This window comes from Alcanivorax sp. HI0007, assembly GCF_001635525.1.
Taxonomy (GTDB): domain Bacteria; phylum Pseudomonadota; class Gammaproteobacteria; order Pseudomonadales; family Alcanivoracaceae; genus Alcanivorax.
On record NZ_LWEJ01000015.1, the window covers coordinates 12,440 to 33,636 of the forward strand.

Below are 21,197 nucleotides of genomic sequence, written 5' to 3' on the forward strand. Positions count from 1 at the left end.
AGCGCGATTTACTGGAAAATCAGCAGGAACGCGATAGCGATACAGATAATCGGCACAGCATCCAGCAGACCAGCGATGATGAACATGCGGGTTTGCAGCATCGGAGCCAGTTCAGGCTGACGCGCTACGGATTCCAGAAAACGGCCACCCATCATGCCAAAACCCAGACCTGCGCCGATGGCCGCCAGGCCAGCTACGATAGCAGCAGCAAGAAATTGAATGCCTTCCATCTTTACACTCCCGTTAAGTGCTTGGTTGGTTTAATTAAAAACCGGTTTAAAAAATCTTAGTGGTCTTCGACCGCCATGCTCAGGTACACGATAGTGAGTACCATGAAGATAAATGCCTGCAGGGTGATAACCAGGATATGGAATACCGCCCAGGGCCAGGCACCGATAAACTGCCAGGTGCCCATCATGGCGGCCAGCAGAATAAACACGAACTCACCAGCGTACATGTTGCCGAAGAGTCGCAGACCCAGGGATACCGGCTTGGCCAGAAGACCGATGGTCTCCAGCAGCAGGTTGACCGGGATCAGCAGAACTTTCACTACCGGGTTGCTGGCTTCAAAGGGGTGCAGAGCCAGGGTACCGATAAAGCCGCCCACACCTTTCGCCTTGATGGTGAAGAAGATCACCAGCAGCATCACACAGAATGACATGGACAAGGTGATGTTCGGGTCGGTGGTGGGAACGATCTTGAAGTAGGCTTCCTGTGCGGTCCAGCCGAAGAACGATGTCATGATCCAGCTGAAGGTGGCCGGAACCACGTCCACCGGAATGAGATCCATCAGGTTCATCAGGAAGACCCAGCAGAAGATCACCAGTGACAGCGGCGCCACCAGCTTGCTTTTGCCGTGGAAAGAATCACGAACCTGGGTATCGATAAATTCGATGATGGTTTCGATGAAGTTCACGAAACCGGAGGGAACGCCAGCGGTCGCCTTGCGGGCCACCAGCCAGAACATCAGGCACATGATGATGCCGAGGCCGCCGGACCAGGCGAGAGAATCCACGTGGAATGCCGCGAAGCCCATGTCTTTGGCTTCATTACCGTTGCAGGCAAACGTCCAGGTGGTTTCAGTCAGAGTTACTGTGTCTCGCCCGTCACACTCACGGACGTAGCCTTCGGGCAGTTTGCCATAGGTCAGATTGCCCAAATGGTGCTTGATGTACTCGCCCGGAGAGCTACCAGCCATATCGATACCTACAGTCTCAGTCGTTTTGCTCGTCTTGTCCTGCTGTGCGTCCGTCGAGACGCGCTACCTGGATCCAACCCACGACCTGGGTCAGCAGGAAGCCTAGCAGCAGAACCATTGCAATTTTCATTTCCCGCGCTTCGGGGACCTTGGCGAAAGTGAGCCAGAACAGCAATAACATGATTGCGATCTTGCCCATCTCTGCCCGCACCGCCGCCGTGGCCATGCGTTTGGGTGCGCGGTTAGCCGGGTGCAGCCAAATCTGAAAGCCGCCCCAGGCATATGCCATCAGGCTGATAGTGCCTCCCCAGGCCGCTACCAGACCGGCCAATGTACCGGCCAGGGTGGTTACCAGCAGTGCGAAAATCACCAGCGTCGCCAGCTGGGCGCGCATTAAGCCCCAGAACAGTGTTCTGTTGGGCTGGAATTCGTTGCTGGTCACCGTGAAGCCTCTGGGCTGATGCAAGTTGATGCCGCACCAGGCGCAAGGTCATGGGCACCCCTGATCTTTAGCGCGGCGAAGTATATGGAGTTGGCACCCATGTGGCAACCGTACTGGACGGATTGTTAGTCAATGTCAGAGCAATTGCGCAAGGCAAATAGAATGAGAGCGGGGCCACGCCCATCATGAATTTGATTCAGTTAATTGGGTAAACTTTAAATTTTTTTTGTTTACCCTTTTGCCAGGGGCTCCCGTGACCCGTTGGCGGGCAAAACCGGCGCCAGCGCCGCAAGCTGATCCTGGTCCCCATGGACCGCCAGCACCGGCCATACCGCTGTCGCTATTGCCGCCGCCTCATGGCTCTGCCCAAGCCGCAGCAGCGCATGGGCAGCATCACCCCCCACCATGGCCAGGACAGGCCATATCGCCGGATTACCGGCCAGTGGCTGCAGCTTGTCCAGGGCCAGACGAAGGCTGGCGGCGGCAGCTTCGTTGCGACCCTGGCGTAACGCCACGATCCCCGCCACCCAGGGCACAAAGGCATCGCCGTATTCCGGTAATAACGCCGGGTCCACCTCCAGCAGCAGACAGTGGGCGCGGGCAGCGGATCCGTAGCGGGCCTCCATCAGCGCATAATCCAGAGTCTGGCCGGGGTCCTGCTGCGAGGCCGCCACGGCCTCGCGGTGGCAGCATAGCTGGGCGTCATGCTCCCGGGCCGCCAGGTAGACGCGGGCCTGCTGGGCGGCATACATGCCCGGCATCAACATATCCATGACCGGCTGCCAGGGGGCCAGGGTGGCGAGTGCCTCATCGGTATCCCCGACCCTCGCCTGCACACAGGCGCGCTGCACCGTCAATTCCATGGCCACGGATTCATCGCGGATACGGCGACTCAGGCGGTCCCCCAGGGAGGTGGCTTTTTGCCAGTGCCCCAGGGCAATGGCGGACAGCATGGCATCAAAATCCCGGGCGTCGCGGTATTTCCACAGGGCGATGGCCGCCACCGTCAGGGGGACCAGCAATAGCAGACCGGCCCAGAGTCGATAATCGACCAGCCACAGCAGCACCGCCCCGGGCACGGCCAACAACCAGAGCAAGCCGGTTTGCCTGAACAGCATCAACAGAAAGGGGCGCAGCCCGTGACGGGCCTGAAGGGAGTGGCGCAGTTCGGCGTAGTCCCGGTCTGCCAGACCCCGGGTATCCAGGGGCATGGCGGCACTCATGGCATCATTTTGCAGACGCACGGACTGCAGGCCCTGCGCCTTGAGCAAAGCCATCGCCTCGGCGGCGCTGTTGGCATCCTGAATACCGGATACCGGCTGGCCATCGGCCTCGGCCCGGTAAAGAAAGCGTGCCACTGCCCCTCCCTGGAGATTCCGGGCGTATTACTTGATGTGGGCCAGGATGCCGTCCAGTTCATCCAGGTTGTTGTAGCTGATCACCAGCTTGCCCTTGTTGCCCTGGCCTTGCTGGATCTGCACCGGCGCGCCCAGACGGTCGGACAGGTCGGTGATCAACGCTTTCACGTTGGGGTCTTCCTTCACCGGTGCCTGCTTGGCGGGCTTGACTTTTTCGAAATCCCGGACCAGTTCTTCGGTCTGGCGCACGGACAGGCCTTTGGCCACCACGGTGCGAGCCGCTTCCACTTGCTTGTTACCCGTGAGGGCCAACAGCGCTCGGGCATGGCCCATTTCCAGGTCACCGTGCTCGAGCAGCTTCTTGACGTCGGATTCCAGGCTCATCAAGCGCAGCAGGTTGGTGACCATGGCGCGGGATTTCCCCACCGCGTCAGCGACCTGCTGGTGGGTGAGCCCGAATTCTTCCTTCAAGCGACCCAGGGCGATGGCCTCTTCCATGGGATTGAGGTTTTCCCGCTGGATATTCTCGATCAGCGCCATGGCAATGGCGGCTTCGTCGGGCACCTCGCGGATTACCGCCGGGATGGTGTCCAGCTCGGCCATCTTGGCGGCGCGCCAGCGGCGTTCACCGGCAATGATCTCGTAGCGCTTTTCACCGAGGGGGCGCACCACGATGGGCTGCATGACCCCCTGGGCACGAATGGACTCGGCCAACTCTTCCAGGGCATCCGGGGACATGTCCCGGCGCGGCTGGTAGCGACCACGCTCCATGCATTCCACCGGCAGGTGGCGCAGTTCGCCGTCGCGGGGCGGATGCTCCACGCCACTGGCCCGGTCTTCCGCCTGCTGCTGAATCCGCACTTCGTCCTGGTGCTGCTGGTAGGACTCGCTGCTGCTGAGCAGGGCATCCAGGCCCTTGCTGAGACCGCGTTTACGCTTTGCCGCCATGATCTTTCTTTCCTTATGAAGCTGCTGCAGGCTGGGCCTTGAGGGCCTGCTCACGACGCAGGATCTCACCGGCCAGGGCCAGATAACTGACTGCGCCACGGGATTTGGGGTCATAGGTGATCACCGGCGCACCATGGCTGGGCGCTTCCGCCAGCCGCACGTTGCGCGGAATGATGGTGCGATACACCTTGTCGCCGAAGTGGCTGATCAGCTGGTTGGACACATCGTTGGACAGACTGTTGCGCGGGTCGTACATGGTGCGCAGCAGGCCGCCGATGTGCAGCTTGGGATTGAGGACCGAGCGGATCTTTTCGATGGTATTCATCAGCGCGGTCAGGCCCTCCAGGGCGTAGTACTCGCACTGGATCGGCACGATCACCGAGTCCGCCGCCGTCAACGCATTCACCGTCAGCATGTTCAGTGACGGCGGGCAGTCGATGAGAATGTAATCATAGTTGTCACGGATCCGCGCCAGGGCATTACGCAGACGGAATTCCTTGGACTTCAGATCCAGCAGCTGGACTTCAGCAGCGGTCAGGTCGCCATTGGCGGCGACCAGGGAAAAGCCGGAGTCTTCCGGGGTACCGGTCACCGCCTGCTCAATGGGCACGTCATCGCAGAGCACATCGTAGATGGTGTAATCCGTCTCGAACTTGTCCACCCCGGAGCCGGTGGTGGCATTGCCCTGGGGGTCGATATCCACCAACAGCACTTTCTTGCGGGTGGCTGCCAGCGACGCCGCCAGATTCACACTGCTGGTGGTCTTCCCCACGCCGCCTTTCTGATTCGCTACGGCAAATACGGTGGTCACTGCTGTCTCCTTATGGAGGCCACCCCGGTGGCCTTCAATCGCTGCGCTGTTGTACCACCACCAGTGTCCTGGGCTCATCGAGCCCGGGAATGTTCAGACTATGGTGGTTGCCTTGCCAGTGCGGCGGCATGGTCGCCAATTCCCGCTCTGTGCTGGCCGCTTTCATGGCCAGTACCCGGGTATTATCGGTAATTATCGGCGCCATGAGTGCCAGCATGTCCGACAAGGAGGCAAAGGCACGGCAAATTATCTGTGATGGGCTCTTACCGTACTGTTCCACGCGGGCGTGCACAACCTCCACGTTATCCAGCCCCAATTCACGGCGGGCCTGACGCACGAAGCGGGTTTTCTTGCCGTTGGAATCCAGCAGGGTAAACGCCTGCTGCGGACGGGACACCGCCAGAATAATGCCGGGAATGCCGGCGCCGGTGCCCACGTCCAGGGTGTCAGTGTCCGCCAGGTAAGGCAGCACGGCCAGGGAATCGAGCAGATGGCGGGTCACCATTTCTGCCGGATCACGAATGGCAGTGAGGTTGTAGGCCTGGTTCCATTTCACCAGCAGGTCCACGTACGCGAGCAGCTGGCGCTGCTGGTCATCACTGAGGGACAGGCCCAGGGCCTCAACACCCCGGGCCAGGGTGTCGGATAAGGTTGTGGAAAGGCTCATGCCTGCTGGGCCGCCTTCTGCTGGTGCTGGTGTTTCTTCAGGTAGATCATCAGCAGGGAAATGGCCGCCGGGGTCACCCCGGGAATCCGGCCCGCCTGGCCCAGGGTTTCCGGGCGGATATCGCCGAGCTTCTGCTTCACTTCGTTGGACAGGCCTTTCACCTGACCATAGTCGAAGTCGTCCGGCAGGCGGGTGGTTTCCGCTGCCCGCAGCTTGGCGATCTCGTCGTTCTGACGGTCAATGTAGCCGGCGTACTTGGCAAGAATCTCCATCTGTTCGATCACCGCCGCGTCCGGACGCTCGTCCAGGGCCACCGCATCCGCCAGGGTGGCGTAGCTCAACTCCGGACGCTTGAGCAGATCCAGCAGGCTGTATTCGTGGGTCAGCGGCTTCTCGATCAGGGCGTTCACTGCCTCCGCCTGGGGCGTTTTCGGCTGCACCCAGGTGCTCTTCAGGCGCTGCTCTTCCTTGGCCATGCCCTCACGCTTGGCGTTGAACGCGGCCCAGCGCTCATCGTCGACCAGGCCCAGCTCACGGCCTTTTTCAGTGAGACGCAGGTCGGCATTGTCCTCACGCAGCAGCAAGCGGTATTCCGCCCGGCTGGTGAACATGCGGTAGGGCTCCTGGGTGCCCATGGTGATCAGGTCATCCACCAGCACGCCGATATAAGCCTCGTCGCGACGGGGGGTCCAGGCGTCTTTTTCCTGGCTCAGTCGCGCCGCGTTCAGGCCCGCCAGCAACCCCTGGGCACCGGCCTCTTCGTAGCCGGTGGTGCCATTGATCTGGCCGGCGAAGAACAGGCCGGGCATGTGCTTGGTCTCCAGGCTGTGCTTGAGATCCTGGGGATTGAAGTAATCGTATTCGATGGCGTAGCCCGGCCGGGTGATATGGGCATTCTCGAAACCCCGGATGGAACGCACCGCCTCAAGCTGCACATCGAACGGCAGGCTGGTGGAAATGCCATTGGGGTACAGCTCGTGGGTATCCAGCCCTTCCGGCTCCACAAAGATCTGGTGGCTGTCCTTGTCCGGGTAGCGGTTCACCTTGTCCTCGATGGACGGACAATAGCGCGGCCCGACCCCGTCGATGACGCCGGTGAACATGGGGCTGCGGTCGAAGCCGCTGCGGATGATGTCGTGGGTCTGGGCGTTGGTGTGGGTGATGTAGCAGCACACCTGTTGCGGGTGCTCTTCCACCTTGCCCAGGTAGCTCATCACCGGCAGCGGACTGTCGCCCCACTGCTCTTCCATCACGGAAAAGTCCACGGTCTTGCCGTCGATGCGCGGCGGGGTACCGGTTTTCAGGCGGTCGACCCGGAACGGCAGTTCGCGCAGGCGACGGGCCAGGGCATTGGAGGGCTGGTCGCCGGCACGGCCACCCTGGTGGTTATCCAGACCAATATGAATGACACCGCCCAGGAAGGTGCCGGCGGTGAGAACCACCGCATCGGCCACAAAGCGCAGGCCCATATTGGTGACCACCCCCACACAGCGGCCGTTGTCCACGATCAGGTCGTCCACCGCTTGCTGAAACAGGGTCAGGTTGGGCTGGTTTTCCAGGGTGGCGCGGATGGCCGCCTTGTAACGGACCCGGTCCGCCTGGGCGCGGGTGGCCCGTACCGCCGGCCCCTTGCGGGCATTGAGCACGCGGAACTGGATGCCGCCTTTATCCGTGGCACGGGCCATGGCACCGCCCAGGGCGTCGATCTCGCGCACCAGGTGGCTCTTGCCGATGCCGCCGATGGCCGGATTGCAGCTCATCTGGCCGAGGGTTTCGATATTGTGGGTCAGCAGCAGGGTGGAAACGCCCATGCGCGCGGACGCCAGTGCCGCCTCGGTACCGGCATGGCCGCCGCCGATCACAATCACGCCAAATCGCTGGGAAAAATCCATCTCAACACTCGCCTTGCAGGGGGCCTGCTGTTCAAAATATAGCCAGAAGGGCGCGCTAGTATAATGGCAATGCTTCACGCTGCAAGCATCATGCGCCAAGTAATCCCGGGGTGGCCGTAGGAGCGTCGCTGGCGGCGCGATTGAAAAAGTCGCGAGTCACGAGGTATGAGTTACGAAAGGCATAAACCCGGTATTCTGATCGGTCCGGTTTTCGCTTCTCGCAACTCGTACCTCGTAACTGAGATGATCGCGCCGCCAGCGATGCTCCTACGGAAATAGACGGGGTAAGGCTCAACCTCTTTCATGCAGCGTGCAGCAAGTTGCGTGTAAGCTAGTCTACTATAGAACCCTGACTCTCTTGGCATGGATTCGGCTTGGACTCTCTGAACCTGTTTCTTCTTATCGGCACCGGCCTGATGTTTACCGGCCTGCTGCTGGGCTCGCTGAGTGCCCGGTTCGGGGTGCCGTCGTTGCTGATTTTCCTGGTGGTGGGGATGCTGGCCGGCGAAGACGGCATCGGCGGCATCCAGTTTGACGATTTTTCCACCGCCTATGTGATCGGCAATATCGCCCTGGCGGTGATTCTGCTGGACGGCGGCCTGCGCACCCGGCTCAGCACCTTCCGCATGGGGCTGAAGCCGGCGCTCAGCCTGGCCACCCTGGGGGTGGCCATTTCCGCCGCCTTGGTGGGGGCCTTTGCCACCTGGCTGATGGGTGTGGACTGGCGGGTGGGCCTGCTGCTGGGCGGCATTATTGGCTCCACGGATGCGGCAGCGGTATTCAGCGTCATCAAGGGCGCCGGGGTCACCCTCAACGAACGGGTGGCCAGCACCCTGGAAATCGAATCCGGTCTCAACGACCCCATGGCCATCTTTATTACCCTGATGCTGGTCGGTCTGCTGGTGGACCCGGCCGCGGACTGGGGTGTGGGCATGCTGTGGACCCTGCTGCAACAGTTCGGCCTGGGCGCCCTGCTGGGCCTGCTGCTGGGGGCGGTGATCAGTGAATTGCTGTTGCGGGTACGCAGTAACGAAGGGTTGCATGCCTTGCTGCTGTGCAGTGGTGGCGCCATGGTGTTTGCACTGACCAACCTGGTGGGCGGCTCCGGATTTCTGGCCATCTATCTGACCGGTCTGGTGGCCGGCAACCGCCGTGGTGGCACCGGCGATAACGTGCTCAAGGCCATGGATTCCATGGCCTGGCTGGCCCAGTCCGGCATGTTCCTGATCCTCGGCCTGCTGGTGACGCCGTCCCGGCTTACCGAAAACCTGCCCTGGGCCCTGGCCGTGGCCGCTTTCCTGATGCTGCTGGCGCGTCCCATCGCCGTGTGGGTGAGCCTGCTGCCGTTCCGTTTCACCTGGCGGGAGGAAACCTTTATCGCCTGGACCGGCCTGCGCGGGGCGGTGCCCATTGTTCTGGCGGTATTCCCGTTGCTGGCCGGCGTGGAGCAGACCTATCTGCTGTTTGATATCACCCTGGTGGTAGTGCTGATTTCCCTGCTCGGTCAGGGTGCCAGCCTGCGCTTCGTCGCCCGCAAACTGAAAGTGTCGGTGCCGCCCACCACCGAGCCGAAACAGACCGTGCCACTGGCCGCACCGCGGGACCGCTACCTGATGCAGTTCGAAGTGGAAGCCGGTGCCCGGGCAGTGGGTAAACCGCTGGCTGAGCTCAGCGAAGATAAACGGACACCGCTGGTTCTCTACCGCAATCAACAAGTACTCAGCCTGAGTGACAACCCGGATATCGAAGCGGGCGACCTGATCGCCTGGCTGGCGCCCCTGTCCCACAAGTCTGCCCTGTCCGACCTGTGCCACAAGATGAGCCATGACGAGAAACGCTATTACGGCGACTTCACTGTCCTGGGCCAGACACCGCTGGCCCAGCTAATCGCCATCTATGGCGTGGAACCGCCACCACCGCTATGGCAAGGTCTGACCGTGGCCGAACTGTTTACCAAACAGGTCGGCAAGCAAACTGTGGTAGGTGATACAGTCCGCGTCAGCGGCCTGCGTTTGCGGGCGCGATCAGTGGAAGACGGCAAGGTGGTGCTGGTCGGTTTGAAGCTGCCGGGATAATTCAGTTACGAGTTGAAAGTTTAAAGTTGAAACGCGAATCAGGCTACGCTGTCTTGCAACGCCATGCCCGCGATTAACGGTAAGGACGCGGGTACGACCTCTCAAAACCAGGGGCATATCCCGCGCTTTTGAACTTTCAACTTTGAACTTTCAACTTAACCCAAGGACGACTCATGGCCCGTTTTGACAACCATCGCATTCTGATCACCGGCGCCGGTGCCGGCATTGGCGCCCTGATGGCCGAGGAATTTGCCAAACAGGGCGCCGAAGTCATCGTCACCGCCCGGCGCATCAGCGCTGCCCGCGAGGTGACCGACCGCATCAAGGCCGCCGGCGGCAAGGCCCATCCCTATGTGCTGGATGTGAGCAAGATTGCCTCCATCGCCAAATTCCGCGACAGGTTGCACACCGAAGTGGGCCCGATCACCGCGCTGATCAATAACGCCGGAGTGGTGTTTGGCGGTGAATTCGAGACCGTGGAGCTGGAACAGCACCTGAACACCTTCCGGGTCAATACGGAGGGGTTGATGGCTACCACCCATGCCTTTCTGGAGGATCTGATCCAGGCCGACGAGGGCTTTCTGGTCAATATCGCCAGTGCCTCCGCCTTTATCGGCCTGCCCTACGGCAGCACCTATGCGGCCAGCAAATGGGCAGTGGTGGGGTTCTCGGAATCCCTTCGCCTGGAACTGGCGGTACGCAAGATCAAGCACGTGCACGTGACCAGCGTCTGCCCCAGCTATATTTCCACCGGCATGTTCGACGGTGTGAAAACCCCGCTGTTCTCGCCCATGCTGACTCCGAAAAAGGTGGTGAAAAGCATCATCCGGGGCATGCAGAAAAAAGACGCCTTCGTCATCGAACCGCCCATGGCCAAGTCCGTGGAACTGATGAAGGCCATCCTGCCTCAAGGCATCTGGGACGAAGTCGCCCGGCGCACCGGCGTGTCCACGTCCATGTACAGCTGGAAAGGGAAGAAGAAATAGGAGCTACTGTAGGAGCTATGCTTGCATGGCGAACCGAGCCAAAGCGAGGAAATCGTTGCAGCTTCTCCTTACGTTTCCAAAGGCCCACTCTAAAAACGGCAATGCCTGATCGCCCTGCGGGCGATGTCCGCGCAAGCGCGGTTCGCCATGCAAGCATAGCTCCTACAGCGGCTTCGTAGAGAGGTTTATGGTTGCTTGAACCTCAACATTCCGTGAACGCCCATTCACCCTAACGCCCGTCCGCGCCCGCCTTGACAGTCAATGTGTTTACGCTGGAATTCCCCAACAATGCCCGCCCTGTTGCGCTGTCCGTTCCTGACAGTTGAATCGATTTCTGCCTGACGAGGGTAACTGTTATGCCGACTTATAAGGCCCCCGTGCGCGATATGCGCTTTCTGATGAACGAAGTCCTGGACTTCGAGAGCCACTACAAAACCTTCCCGGAAGGTGAAGAAGCCACGCCGGATATGGTAGAAGCCATCATTGGTGAAATGGCCAAACTGTGTGAAAACACCCTGGCGCCGCTTTACCAGAGCGGTGACGAGGAAGGCTGCAAGTTTGAAAACGGTGTGGTGACCACGCCGAAAGGCTACAAGGAAGCCTACGACGAGTTCGTGGCCGGCGGCTGGCAGGGTCTCAGCCACCCGGTAGAGTTCGGCGGCCAGGGTCTGCCCGCGTCTCTGGGCCTGATCAAGTCCGAAATGATGGCCACCGCCAACTGGTCGTTCACCATGTACCCGGGCCTGTCCATGGGTGCCATGAACACCATCCAGATGCACGGCTCCGACCAGCAGCTCCAGGATTACCTGGTTCCCCTGACCGAAGGTCGCTGGGGCGGCACCATGTGTCTCACCGAGCCCCAGTGCGGTACCGACCTGGGCCAGGTGAAAACCAAGGCCGAGCCACAGAAAGACGGCTCCTACAAGATTTCCGGCACCAAGATCTTCATTTCTTCCGGTGAGCACGACCTGACCGAGAACATTGTCCACATCGTGCTGGCTCGCCTGCCCGATGCGCCGAAAGGCACCCGCGGTATCTCCCTGTTCATCGTGCCCAAGTACCTGCCGGGCAAGATCGGTGAAGACAACGGCGTACACTGTGGTTCCCTGGAAAAGAAAATGGGCATCAAGGCCTCCGCCACCTGCGTGATGAACTTTGATGAAGCCACCGGTTTCCTGATCGGCCCGGAGAACAAGGGCCTGGAGTGCATGTTCACCTTCATGAACACCGCGCGTATCGGTACCTCCATCCAGGGTCTGGCCCACGCCGAGCTGTCCTACCAGGGCGCCCTGACCTACGCCAAGGAGCGTAAGTCCATGCGCGCCCTGTCTGGTAAGAAAGAGCCGGATGCCATCGCCGACAGCCTGATCCACCACGGTGACGTGCGCCGCATGCTGCTCAAGCAGAAGGCCATCGCCGAAGGCGGTCGTGCCATGATCTACTTTGCCGCCCAGTACGCGGACAAGATGATCAGCGCCGCCCAGGCTGACAACGACGAGGAATACCAGAAGTGGGATGACGAGCTGGGCTTCCTGACGCCGATCCTGAAGGGCTTCCTCACCGAGAAAGGTCTGGAAGTGGCCAACGACGGCATGCAGGTATTCGGTGGCCACGGCTACATCAAAGAGCACGGCATGGAGCAGATCGTCCGTGACGCGCGCATCTCCACCCTGTACGAAGGCACCACCGGCATCCAGGCACTGGATCTGCTGGGCCGTAAAGTCCTGCTGCTGACCAAGGGCAAGTGCGTCCGTGACTTCAGCAAGAAGCTGGTGGATTTCGGCACCAAGAACCTGCGTGATCCCAAGCTGCGTCCGTTTGCCTGGAAGCTGCTGAAGATCGCCGCCGAGTGGAACTACCTGACCACCCGCATCATGCTGGTGGCCGCCAAGGACCGCGATATCGTTTCCACCGCCAGCTACGACTTCCTGATGTACAGCGGCTACGCCATGATGGCCTACTTCTGGGCCCTGCAGGCGGGTGTTGCCAAGGACAAGCTGGAAAACGGCGGCAACGAGCCGGCGGAGTTCTACCAGGCCAAGCTGGCCACCGCCGAGTTCTACTTCGATCGCATGCTGCCCTCTGCCAAGGCCCACGCGGATGCCGCGCTGAAGCCCACCAAGAGCACCATGCAGCTGAAGCCGGAACACTTCTCCTTCGATTACGAGTAAGGGGAAGGTTGGACGTCGGTTGTCTGACGTCGGACACTAAAAAAGGGGCGGCCTTCGGGCCGCCCCTTTTTTATTTGTGGCTATTCGCAAATCTGGGTGAGGAGCTCCCCGTTGGAGCTTTGCTCGCAAAGCGAAGGTCCCAGATAACCGCGGGGGTTGATTCAACGCTTCGCCTTGCGAGCAAGGCTCCAACAAAAAAGCGGCCCCCTTTCGGAGGCCGCTTCTTCAAGACTTACCTTGAACAGATCGGAACTTAGTTGTTCTCGAACTGGTTCATGGTGTTGTCTTTACCGCCAGCTTTCAGCGCAGCTTCACCAGAGAAGTACTCTTTGTGGTCATCACCGATGTTGGAACCGGCCATGTCCTGGTGCTTCACGGTAGCGATGTTGCGACGGATTTCCTGACGCTGAACACCTTTGGCGTAGGCCAGCATGCCTTCTTCGCCGAAGTAGCCTTCTACCAGCTGGTCGGTGGACAGAGCAGCGGTGTGGTAGGTCGGCAGAGTGATCAGGTGGTGGAATACACCCGCTTCACGGGACGCCTTGGCCTGGAACTCTTTCGCCCACTCGTCAGCAACAGCTGCCAGTTCGGTGTCGTCGTACTTCACGCTCATCAGACCAGCGCGGTCGTAGGCGGACAGATCCTTGCCTTCCTTCTCCCAGGCATCGAATACCTGCTGACGGAAGTTCAGGGTCCAGTTGAAGGACGGGCTGTTGTTGTAAACCAGCTTGGCGTTCGGCTCTTGTTCCTTGATGCGATCAACCATCAGTTTGATGTGCTCGACATTCGGGGTCGGAGTCTCGATCCACAGCAGGTCAGCGCCGTTCTGCAGGCTGGTAACACAGTCCAGAACCACACGGTCGATGTTGGAATCACGACGGAACTGGAACAGGCCGGAAGCCAGACGGGTCGGCTTGAGCAGCTTGCCGTTGGACTTGATCACAACGTCGCCGTTGTTGATTTCGTCAGCGGACTCGATGTACTCACCTTCCAGGAAGGAGTTGTACTGGTCGCCCAGGTCGCCCGGCTCGTTGGTCACGGCGATCTGCTTGGTCAGGCCAGCACCTTCGGAGTCGGTACGGGCAACGATCACACCATCGTCAACGCCCAGCTCGAGGAAGGCGTAACGAACGGCATTGATCTTGGCCAGGAAGTCGGCGTGGGGAACGGTCACTTTACCGTCCTGATGGCCACACTGCTTCTCGTCGGAAACCTGGTTCTCGATCTGGATGCAGCAAGCACCCGCTTCGATCATCTGCTTGGCCATCAGGTAGGTAGCTTCCGGGTTACCGAAACCCGCATCGATGTCAGCAATGATCGGCACAACGTGAGTTTCGAAGTTGTCGATCTTTTCAATGATTTCTTTCTGCTTGGCCGCGTCGCCAGCGTCTTTGGCATCGTCCAGAGCACGGAACAGGTGGTTCAGTTCCCAGGCATCCGCCTGCTTCAGGAAGGTGTACAGTTCGCGGATCAGGTCAGCGACAGCAGTCTTCTCGTGCATGGACTGGTCAGGCAGCGGACCGAACTCGGAACGCAGAGCAGCAACCATCCAGCCAGACAGGTACAGGTAACGACGCTTGGTGCCACCGAAGTACTTCTTGATGGAGATCATCTTCTGCTGGCCGATGAAGCCGTGCCAGCAACCCAGGGACTGGGTGTACTTGGAGTTGTCAGCGTCATAGGCCGCCATGTCTTCACGCATGATCTTGGCGTTGTACTTGGCGATGTCCAGATGCGTGTTGAAACGGTTTTGCAGACGCATGCGAACAGCAGATTCCGGATTGATGTCTTTCCAGGTGCTGTTGGCACCAATCACGGAGCTAAGTGCTTCGATGTCTTTGGTGTATGACATGGTGAACCTCTGATTAACAAATTGGTTTATCGATACCGGGAGGGGCAACCCTGCTCATGCCAGACAGAACACATGCCGGTCTACCGATGCGGCGCATTCTAGAGCCAGTCGACCCATAAACATAATCAATATGGTCTATGTTCGGTATTTTTCTGATGAATATAAGGGGTAATTCGTAGTTGGCCCCGCCCCTCTGGCCTGTCGCAACCGGCTCGCCGAGGGTGCCATGGCCAACAACCGGCGGCCCGACTTGCCAATCGGCAAGTCGATGTTCAGGGTGGAGGAAGACGTGTTTTTTTCTGCACACACTGCCATTCATCAATGTGCCATCCGGCAGCAGTTACCGCATCGCCCGCCGATTTACACCTTGCACACAGTGACCCGCAGGCGGCTTTGCTACTATGATCTTCCCTTGGCATGGAGAGTGCATTGCCGTTTTCAGGTAATCGTTTTGGTTGTGTTCAGGGATATAAAAATGACGAAGGGGAATCTATGAAAGCGCTTAGCCCGGTGGATCAACTTTTTCTGTGGCTGGAAAAACGACAACAGCCCATGCACGTGGCCGGACTGCAACTATTTTCCTTCCCGGAAGACGCGGGCCCCAAGTATGTCAGTGAACTGGCTCAGCACATGCGTGACTACTGCTGCCCGGTGGCACCCTTCAACCAACGCCTGACACGCCGGCTGGGCCAGTATTACTGGACCGAGGACAAGCACTTCGATATCGACCATCACTTCCGCCATGAGGCCCTGCCCAAGCCCGGCCGCATCCGTGAGCTGTTGTCCCTGGTCTCCGCCGAGCACTCCAACCTGCTGGACCGGGAACGCCCCCTGTGGGAAGCCCACCTGATCGAAGGCATCCGCGGGCGCCAGTTCGCGCTCTATACCAAGATCCACCATTCCGTGGTGGACGGCATCTCCGCCATGCGCATGGGCATGCGCGCCCTGTCCACCGATCCGGACGAACGGGACCTGCCGCCGGTGTGGGCCTACGAGCCGAAAAAACGTAGCCGCTCCCTGCCCAGCAACCCGGTGGATGTGGCCTCCAGCCTGGCGCGCCTGGGTGCCGGTATCAGCAAGCAGGCCGCCACGGTGCCGGGCCTGGCCCGGGAAATCTACAAGGTAAGCCAGAAGGCCAAGAAGGACGAGAACTATGTGTCCATCTTTCAGGCCCCGGACACCGTTCTCAACCAGACGGTCACCGGTTCCCGGCGCTTTGCCGCCCAGAGTTATTCCCTGTCACGTCTGAAAGTGATCGCCAAGGCATTCAACTGCACCATCAATACCGTGGTGCTGGCCATGTGCGGCCATGCCTTGCGCGAATACATGATCAGCCAGAACGCCCTGCCGGATGAGCCGCTGATTGCCATGGTGCCCATGAGCCTGCGCCAGGATGACAGCGCCGGCGGCAACCAGATCGGCATGATCCTGGCCAATCTGGGCACCCATATCTGCGACCCGGCCAACCGGCTGCGGGTAGTCAATGATTCGGTACAGGAAGCCAAGGAACGCTTCTCTCAGATGAGCCCGGAGGAAATTCTCAATTTCACCGCCCTCACCATGGCCCCCACCGGTCTCAACCTGCTCACCGGGCTGGCACCGAAATGGCGGGCCTTTAATGTGGTGATCTCCAATGTGCCGGGGCCGAAAGAGCCCCTGTACTGGAACGGCGCCAAACTGAAAGGCATGTACCCGGTGTCCATCGTGCTGGACCGCATCGCCCTGAATATCACCCTGACCAGCTACCAGGACCAACTGGAATTCGGCCTGATCGCCTGCCGGCGTACCCTGCCTTCCATGCAGCGTCTGCTGGATTACCTGGAGCAGTCCATCCGCGAACTGGAGATTGCGGCGGGGATTAAATAACCGCCGCAACAAACGCCTCCTCGTGGCAGGAGCGTCGCTCGCGGGGCGATTGAAACCGTAACGAGACACGAGAAGCGAGTTTCGGAAAGCAGATCCCGGGAGCGACTTTATAGGGGTTTGCCTTTCGAAACTCGCTTCTCGCAACTCGAAACCCTGATTATCGCGCCGCGAGCGACGCTCCTACATTTGCGTGGAGAGGGTATGACAGCAACCATCAAACAGATTACCCGCGGCGAGCTGGCCTGCTGGGAAGTTCGCCATCGCAACCAGACCCTGGTGATCGCCGAACAGGGTGCACAGGTGCTGGAGTACCAACGGGATGACGAGCCACCGCTGATCTGGCTCAGTGAAGACTCGGCCTATCACAACGGTCAGGGTGTCCGTGGCGGGGTGCCGGTGTGTTGGCCCTGGTTTGGCGGCCTGGACTTCAATCCCACTGAGATCCGCCAGCAATATACGCTGGCACAGCCACCGGCCCATGGCCTGGTGCGCCAGCAGCCCTGGACCCTGAGTCATTCGCACCAGGATGATGAACACATCACCCTGAGCTTCGCCCTCTCCCCCCATGCTGACCGGCAATCTCTGCCCGCAGTGACCCCCTCTCTGACCGTGCGACTGGACGACGGCCTGACCCTGTCTCTGATCAACCATAACCCCGGTGAAGAACCGGTATGGATCAGCCAGGCCCTGCACAGTTACTTTGCCGTATCCGACAGCCGTCAGGTCGAAATTCACGGCCTGGACACCTGCCCCTATGTGGATGCCCTGGATAACTGGCAACGCCACCGGCAGCAAGGCCCGCTGACATTCCGGGGAGAAACCGACCGGCTCTATCTGCAACTGCCCGACACCCTGCATATCGACGACCCCGGCTGGCAGCGACGGCTGACGCTGACGAGCACAGGCAGCCGTTCGGCGGTGGTATGGAATCCCTGGATAGACAAAAGCCAACGTCTGAGCCAGTTCGCTGACGATGCCTGGCAGAGAATGCTCTGTATCGAGACCGCCCGGGTGCTGGAAGATGCCCTGTTTCTGGGCCCGGACGAACGCCACCAAATGAGCGTCCGCTTTGTGACAACGGCATTATAACTGCCGGTTTAAGCGCCTATAAAAAGGGGTGGTGCTCGCCGAAAAAGGAGGGTAAAGTCGGAAGTGGCTGCGAATTATGGCCGTGGATTGTTTTGGTAGTTGTCTTCCCTGCGTGAAGCTGAAGTTGTCTCCGAACACCGCCCAACATGGTTTGCAAGCAACACCCTAAGTAATAGTTTCGAGGTATAGATTCACATGGCTACTGGTACTGTGAAGTGGTTTAACGAGTCCAAGGGTTTTGGTTTCATTTCCCAGGACGATGGTGGTGCGGACGTTTTCGTTCATTTCAGCGCAATTACCGGCTCAGGCTTCAAAACCCTGGCCGAGGGTCAGAAGGTTTCCTTCGAGATCCAGCAGGGCCCCAAAGGTCCGCAGGCCGCTAACGTAGTTGCTGAATAAGCGATTGCATTAGCAGAAAAAAGCCCGCTTCGGCGGGCTTTTTTTATGTCTGGCGAAACCCCTCTCCGTAGGAGCGTCGCTCGCGGCGCGATCCTAGGTTGGCCTATCGCGCCGCGAGCGACGCTCCTACGGAAAGGCTTGATCATTACCTACAGGCTTTTCCGCCGCTAACGCTTTTTCCCCGGGCTCTCTCTCATCACTCTTAGATCCATGGACTCGCTACATCATGGATACAGATTGAGGCGCGGTCGTTGCTCACAACCGCATCAGCACTATCTGATCACCGGAGTTACCCGAAACCGAATACCCTGGTTTGAGAATACCCACAGGGCACGACTGCTTTCGCGCAACTTCCTCAGTCTGGACCAACAAGGCGCCAGCATGTCTCTATGCTTTGTGGTGATGCCGGACCATTTTCACTGGCTGTTTGAACTGTCCGGTAAACATTCCCTTTCACAGACGGTAGGCATGCTAAAGAGCCAGACTGCCCGAGCCATTGGGCAATCCATCTGGCAGCGAGGGTTCCATGACCACGCCCTGAGACGAGAAGAGGATATCCTGCAAACTGCCCGCTATATCGTCGCTAATCCGCTCCGAGCCGGTTTGGTAAAAAGCGTCAACGATTATCCCTATTGGTATGCCATCTGGCTGTAGGATCACATTTTAACCGTAGGAGCGTCGCTCGCGGCGCGATTCCATACGTTGGGCTATCGCGCCGCGAGCGACGCTCCTACGAGGGGGATGCGGTGGTTTTATTCAGGGTTGGAAAAGCGGCTGGTCGAGGAGTTGTTTGCGTTGGCGCCAGTCGGGCATGCGGGCGTCCATGAGGGCGTGGAAGCCGGGGCCGTGGTCCATGTGTTGCAGGTGACACAGCTCGTGCATGACCACGTAATCCAGCGCCGCCGGTGGATAGTGCAGCAGGGCCATGTTCAGGTTGATGTAGCCCCTGGCTGACAGCGACCCCCAGCGGGTGCGCATTTTTTTCACCCGCAACACCGGCTCGGAAAAACCCTGGCTGGCAAACCAGGGGAACTGCCGGGCAATGCTGTCTTCGAACAGCGGCCGCGCCTGCTTGCGCAGCCAGTTTTCCACCGCCTGCCTTACCGCTGGCTCGCTGTCCGGTTCCGGCACCCGGATCTGCAGGTAACCGCCAGACACCGCCACCGCATTGCGCCCGGCGGACACATCCATGGTCAGCGATTGCCCGCGGAACGGAAACGCCGCCCCATCCTGCCAACGCTGCCGGGGCCGACTGGCCTGGTGCTGTTGCTGATCGGCAATCCACTGGCGGCGGCTATCCACGAACGTCTGGACCATCCGCAACGACGCCCGCTGCGGCGCCCGCACCTGCACCCGGCCATCGTCCAGCACGCGCAGCTCCAGGCTGCGGCGTTTGCTGCGGATCAGTTCGTAGTCAGTCATGGTTCCTGAATCCACTCTCTCCGTAGGAGCGTCGCTGGCGGCGCGATAACCTAGCGTATGGAATCGCGCCGCCAGCGACGCTCCTACGGAGAGGGGTAGTCGTTATTCGCCCATCTCTTTTTCCAGCTGCTGTTTCACCGCATCCGCCGGCGAGGCATAGGGTGCCAGCCACTGGTACAACACCGGGATGATAAAGAGTGTCAGCACGGTGGCAAAGAGCAGACCACCGAGAATCACCACGCCAATGGTGAAGCGGCTTTCTGCGCCGGCGCCGGTGGCCAGTACCAGTGGAATGGCACCGAAGATGGTGGAGACGCCGGTCATCAATACCGGGCGGAAGCGCACGATGGCCCCCTGGTAAATGGCCTCTTTCACCGCCAGCCCCTGATCACGTAACTGGTTGGCGAATTCCACGATCAGGATACCGTTCTTGGCCATCAACCCCAGCAGCATGATCATGCCGATCTGGCTGTAGATGTTGAGGCTGTCGCCGGTAACACGGATGGCCAGCACCGCCCCCGCCAGGGCCAGCGGCACGGTGAGCATGATGATCAGCGGGTGTATCCAGCTTTCAAACTGGGCGGCCAGTACCAGGAACACGATCACCAGCGCCAACACAAAGGTGATCAGGATGGCGGCGGCGGATTCCTGCAGCTCTTCCGCCATGCCCTTGTAACCGATACGCGCTTCCAGCGGCAGTCGTTCCCGGGCCTGTTCTTCCACATAGGTCATGGCCGCCGCCAGGTCGTAGCCGTCGGCCAGGTTGGCGGACAGGGTAATGGCCGGCAGCCTGTCCACCCGGCGCAGCTCCGGGGCATCGCCGGTGGTGGTCAGTTCCACCACACTGGAGAACGGCACCAGCTCACCGTTGGCGGCGCGCAGATAGATCGGCAGCACATCATCCGGGCCCTGGCTGTTGCGTTTTTCCGCTTCCAGAAGCACATCGTATTCCCGGCCCCGGTCCACGTAGGTGGAGGCGGTCAGGGTGGCGAACATGGCCTGCAGGGTCTGGCCCACATCCGTGGCGGTGATCCCCAGGTCCGCCGCCCGCTCCCGGTCCAGCTTCACGTCCAGTTGGGGTTGGGTCTGTTCGAAATCCGTATCGATGCTGGTCAGCCCCGGGTTCTCTTCCATGGCCTCCATGAGCGTTTCGCTCCAGGCCAGCACCTGGTCGTAATCCGGCCCGGCCACCACCACTTCCAGGGCCTGATCGAAGGCGCTCTGCCCCAGCCCGGGCGGGTTTACCGCGAAGGCCCGCAGCCCGGCCACCTGGGATAATTTGCCGCGCACTTCATTGACGATTTCCTGCTGGGAGCGATCCCTCTCGCCCCAGTCCTTGAGTCGCACAATACTGAAGGCCCGCTCGGTGACACCGCGGAAACCGACGATGGACAGGGCCCGTTCCGCCTCGCCGCTTTCCACCAGCGGCGCCATGATGTTTTCCACTTCCTTCACATGGTGCAGGCTGTACTCCGCGGTGGAACCCTGGGGCGCCGACGCGGGGATAATAAAGACGCCCCGGTCTTCCGTGGGCGCCAGCTCCTGGGGCAACCCCCGGAACACCAGCAGTGCCACCACGCACAGGGCCACACAGCCCACCACCAGCGGCCAGGGTTTGCCCAGGGCCGCCGCCAGACTTCGGGCATAACCGCTGTTGAGTTTTTGCAGGGAACGCTCAAAAGCATTGCCCTCCCCTTGCAGCTCCTTAACGCTGTGCCGGTGCAACCAGCGGGAACAGAGCATGGGGGCCAGACTCAATGCGACGATGCTGGAAATGATCACCGCCGACGCCAGGGTAAAACCGAACTCGCCAAACAGTCGGCCCACGTCGCCACCCATAAAGGAGATCGGTACGAACACCGCCACCAGGGTCAGGGTGGTGGCCACCACGGCAAAGGCAACCTGGCGGGCCCCCTGGTAGGCGGCCACCAGACGGGTTTCCCCCTCATCGATGCGGCGCTGGATGTTTTCCAGCATGACGATGGCATCGTCCACCACCAGGCCAATGGCCAGGATCAGCG

General features: G+C 60.1%; 18 protein-coding genes. 7 read left to right on the plus strand and 11 right to left on the minus strand.

Translation table 11 applies throughout. The annotated features are described in order from the left end of the window. Positions 1 to 8: 8 nt before the first annotated feature. The 8 genes from atpE to mnmG all read right to left on the minus strand — a co-directional run bounded on the left by atpE (position 9) and on the right by mnmG (position 7,316). Positions 9 to 230 (minus strand): F0F1 ATP synthase subunit C, encoded by a 222-nt coding sequence (atpE, locus tag A3714_RS01230; RefSeq protein ID WP_007151035.1) that lies wholly within the window; start codon positions 228 to 230, stop codon positions 9 to 11. A 56-nt stretch (positions 231 to 286) separates the two neighbouring features. Continuing rightward, positions 287 to 1,198: a F0F1 ATP synthase subunit A gene (atpB, locus tag A3714_RS01235; RefSeq protein ID WP_062815061.1), complete on the minus strand. Its 912-nt coding sequence runs from the start codon at positions 1,196 to 1,198 to the stop codon at positions 287 to 289. A gap of 16 nt (positions 1,199 to 1,214) precedes the next feature. After that, complete coding sequence (locus tag A3714_RS01240) at positions 1,215 to 1,640, minus strand: ATP synthase subunit I (RefSeq protein WP_231866127.1); 426 nt, start codon at positions 1,638 to 1,640, stop codon at positions 1,215 to 1,217. 230 nt (positions 1,641 to 1,870) lie between these two features. After that, a complete protein-coding gene (locus tag A3714_RS01245) occupies positions 1,871 to 2,998 on the minus strand; it encodes a hypothetical protein (protein ID WP_063508339.1) in 1,128 nt (375 codons plus the stop codon). Positions 2,999 to 3,025: 27 nt separating this feature from the next. Further along, positions 3,026 to 3,946 carry a ParB/RepB/Spo0J family partition protein gene (locus tag A3714_RS01250; RefSeq protein ID WP_063508338.1) on the minus strand — a complete coding sequence of 307 codons (921 nt, stop codon included), beginning with the start codon at positions 3,944 to 3,946 and terminating at the stop codon, positions 3,026 to 3,028. 13 nt (positions 3,947 to 3,959) lie between these two features. Then, positions 3,960 to 4,757: a ParA family protein gene (locus A3714_RS01255; RefSeq protein WP_063508337.1), complete on the minus strand. Its 798-nt coding sequence runs from the start codon at positions 4,755 to 4,757 to the stop codon at positions 3,960 to 3,962. A 34-nt stretch (positions 4,758 to 4,791) separates the two neighbouring features. Beyond that, positions 4,792 to 5,424 carry a 16S rRNA (guanine(527)-N(7))-methyltransferase RsmG gene (gene rsmG, locus A3714_RS01260; RefSeq protein WP_063508336.1) on the minus strand — a complete coding sequence of 211 codons (633 nt, stop codon included), beginning with the start codon at positions 5,422 to 5,424 and terminating at the stop codon, positions 4,792 to 4,794. Then, complete coding sequence (gene mnmG, locus A3714_RS01265; protein ID WP_063508335.1) at positions 5,421 to 7,316, minus strand: tRNA uridine-5-carboxymethylaminomethyl(34) synthesis enzyme MnmG; 1,896 nt, start codon at positions 7,314 to 7,316, stop codon at positions 5,421 to 5,423. The genes rsmG and mnmG overlap by 4 nt, the downstream gene beginning before the upstream one ends. A gap of 374 nt (positions 7,317 to 7,690) precedes the next feature. Between mnmG and A3714_RS01270 the strand changes: the two genes are divergently transcribed. The 3 genes from A3714_RS01270 (at position 7,691) to A3714_RS01280 (ending at position 12,548) form a co-directional block, all read left to right on the plus strand. Further along, a complete protein-coding gene (locus A3714_RS01270) occupies positions 7,691 to 9,391 on the plus strand; it encodes a potassium/proton antiporter (RefSeq protein WP_062815067.1) in 1,701 nt (566 codons plus the stop codon). A gap of 173 nt (positions 9,392 to 9,564) precedes the next feature. After that, positions 9,565 to 10,377, plus strand: a complete 813-nt coding sequence (locus A3714_RS01275; protein WP_063508334.1) for an SDR family oxidoreductase — start codon at positions 9,565 to 9,567, stop codon at positions 10,375 to 10,377. Between the two features lie 356 nt (positions 10,378 to 10,733). Beyond that, positions 10,734 to 12,548, plus strand: a complete 1,815-nt coding sequence (locus A3714_RS01280) for an acyl-CoA dehydrogenase C-terminal domain-containing protein (protein WP_063508333.1) — start codon at positions 10,734 to 10,736, stop codon at positions 12,546 to 12,548. 253 nt (positions 12,549 to 12,801) lie between these two features. Here the strand turns inward: A3714_RS01280 and A3714_RS01290 are convergent, their stop codons facing one another. Then, positions 12,802 to 14,400: an isocitrate lyase gene (locus A3714_RS01290; RefSeq protein ID WP_063508332.1), complete on the minus strand. Its 1,599-nt coding sequence runs from the start codon at positions 14,398 to 14,400 to the stop codon at positions 12,802 to 12,804. Between the two features lie 492 nt (positions 14,401 to 14,892). Between A3714_RS01290 and A3714_RS01295 the strand changes: the two genes are divergently transcribed. The 4 genes from A3714_RS01295 to A3714_RS01310 all read left to right on the plus strand — a co-directional run bounded on the left by A3714_RS01295 (position 14,893) and on the right by A3714_RS01310 (position 18,408). After that, a complete protein-coding gene (locus A3714_RS01295) occupies positions 14,893 to 16,266 on the plus strand; it encodes a wax ester/triacylglycerol synthase family O-acyltransferase (RefSeq protein ID WP_062815071.1) in 1,374 nt (457 codons plus the stop codon). A gap of 201 nt (positions 16,267 to 16,467) precedes the next feature. Continuing rightward, positions 16,468 to 17,355, plus strand: coding sequence for a D-hexose-6-phosphate mutarotase (locus tag A3714_RS01300; protein WP_063525736.1), 888 nt, complete (start codon positions 16,468 to 16,470; stop codon positions 17,353 to 17,355). 195 nt (positions 17,356 to 17,550) lie between these two features. Continuing rightward, complete coding sequence (locus A3714_RS01305; protein ID WP_011590014.1) at positions 17,551 to 17,754, plus strand: cold-shock protein; 204 nt, start codon at positions 17,551 to 17,553, stop codon at positions 17,752 to 17,754. 210 nt (positions 17,755 to 17,964) lie between these two features. After that, on the plus strand, positions 17,965 to 18,408 hold the full coding sequence (locus A3714_RS01310) for a transposase (RefSeq protein ID WP_063509543.1): 444 nt from the start codon (positions 17,965 to 17,967) through the stop codon (positions 18,406 to 18,408). Positions 18,409 to 18,510: 102 nt separating this feature from the next. Here the strand turns inward: A3714_RS01310 and A3714_RS01315 are convergent, their stop codons facing one another. Together A3714_RS01315 and A3714_RS01320 are read right to left on the minus strand one after the other, a co-directional pair. After that, positions 18,511 to 19,176 carry a M48 family metallopeptidase gene (locus A3714_RS01315; RefSeq protein ID WP_063509542.1) on the minus strand — a complete coding sequence of 222 codons (666 nt, stop codon included), beginning with the start codon at positions 19,174 to 19,176 and terminating at the stop codon, positions 18,511 to 18,513. A 102-nt stretch (positions 19,177 to 19,278) separates the two neighbouring features. Further along, on the minus strand, positions 19,279 to 21,197 hold a 1,919-nt coding region (locus tag A3714_RS01320; RefSeq protein ID WP_156493808.1), incomplete at its 5' end, for an efflux RND transporter permease subunit.

Coding starts and splice junctions, on each gene's coding strand:
- atpB (WP_062815061.1), bottom strand. CDS start 1,198: ATGGCTGGTAGCTCTCCGGGCGAGTACATCAAGCACCATTTGGGCAAT.
- A3714_RS01295 (WP_062815071.1), top strand. CDS start 14,893: ATGAAAGCGCTTAGCCCGGTGGATCAACTTTTTCTGTGGCTGGAAAAA.
- A3714_RS01290 (WP_063508332.1), bottom strand. CDS start 14,400: ATGTCATACACCAAAGACATCGAAGCACTTAGCTCCGTGATTGGTGCC.
- atpE (WP_007151035.1), bottom strand. CDS start 230: ATGGAAGGCATTCAATTTCTTGCTGCTGCTATCGTAGCTGGCCTGGCG.
- A3714_RS01280 (WP_063508333.1), top strand. CDS start 10,734: ATGCCGACTTATAAGGCCCCCGTGCGCGATATGCGCTTTCTGATGAAC.
- A3714_RS01305 (WP_011590014.1), top strand. CDS start 17,551: ATGGCTACTGGTACTGTGAAGTGGTTTAACGAGTCCAAGGGTTTTGGT.
- mnmG (WP_063508335.1), bottom strand. CDS start 7,316: ATGGATTTTTCCCAGCGATTTGGCGTGATTGTGATCGGCGGCGGCCAT.
- A3714_RS01250 (WP_063508338.1), bottom strand. CDS start 3,946: ATGGCGGCAAAGCGTAAACGCGGTCTCAGCAAGGGCCTGGATGCCCTG.
- A3714_RS01300 (WP_063525736.1), top strand. CDS start 16,468: ATGACAGCAACCATCAAACAGATTACCCGCGGCGAGCTGGCCTGCTGG.
- A3714_RS01315 (WP_063509542.1), bottom strand. CDS start 19,176: ATGACTGACTACGAACTGATCCGCAGCAAACGCCGCAGCCTGGAGCTG.
- rsmG (WP_063508336.1), bottom strand. CDS start 5,424: ATGAGCCTTTCCACAACCTTATCCGACACCCTGGCCCGGGGTGTTGAG.
- A3714_RS01310 (WP_063509543.1), top strand. CDS start 17,965: ATGGACTCGCTACATCATGGATACAGATTGAGGCGCGGTCGTTGCTCA.
- A3714_RS01275 (WP_063508334.1), top strand. CDS start 9,565: ATGGCCCGTTTTGACAACCATCGCATTCTGATCACCGGCGCCGGTGCC.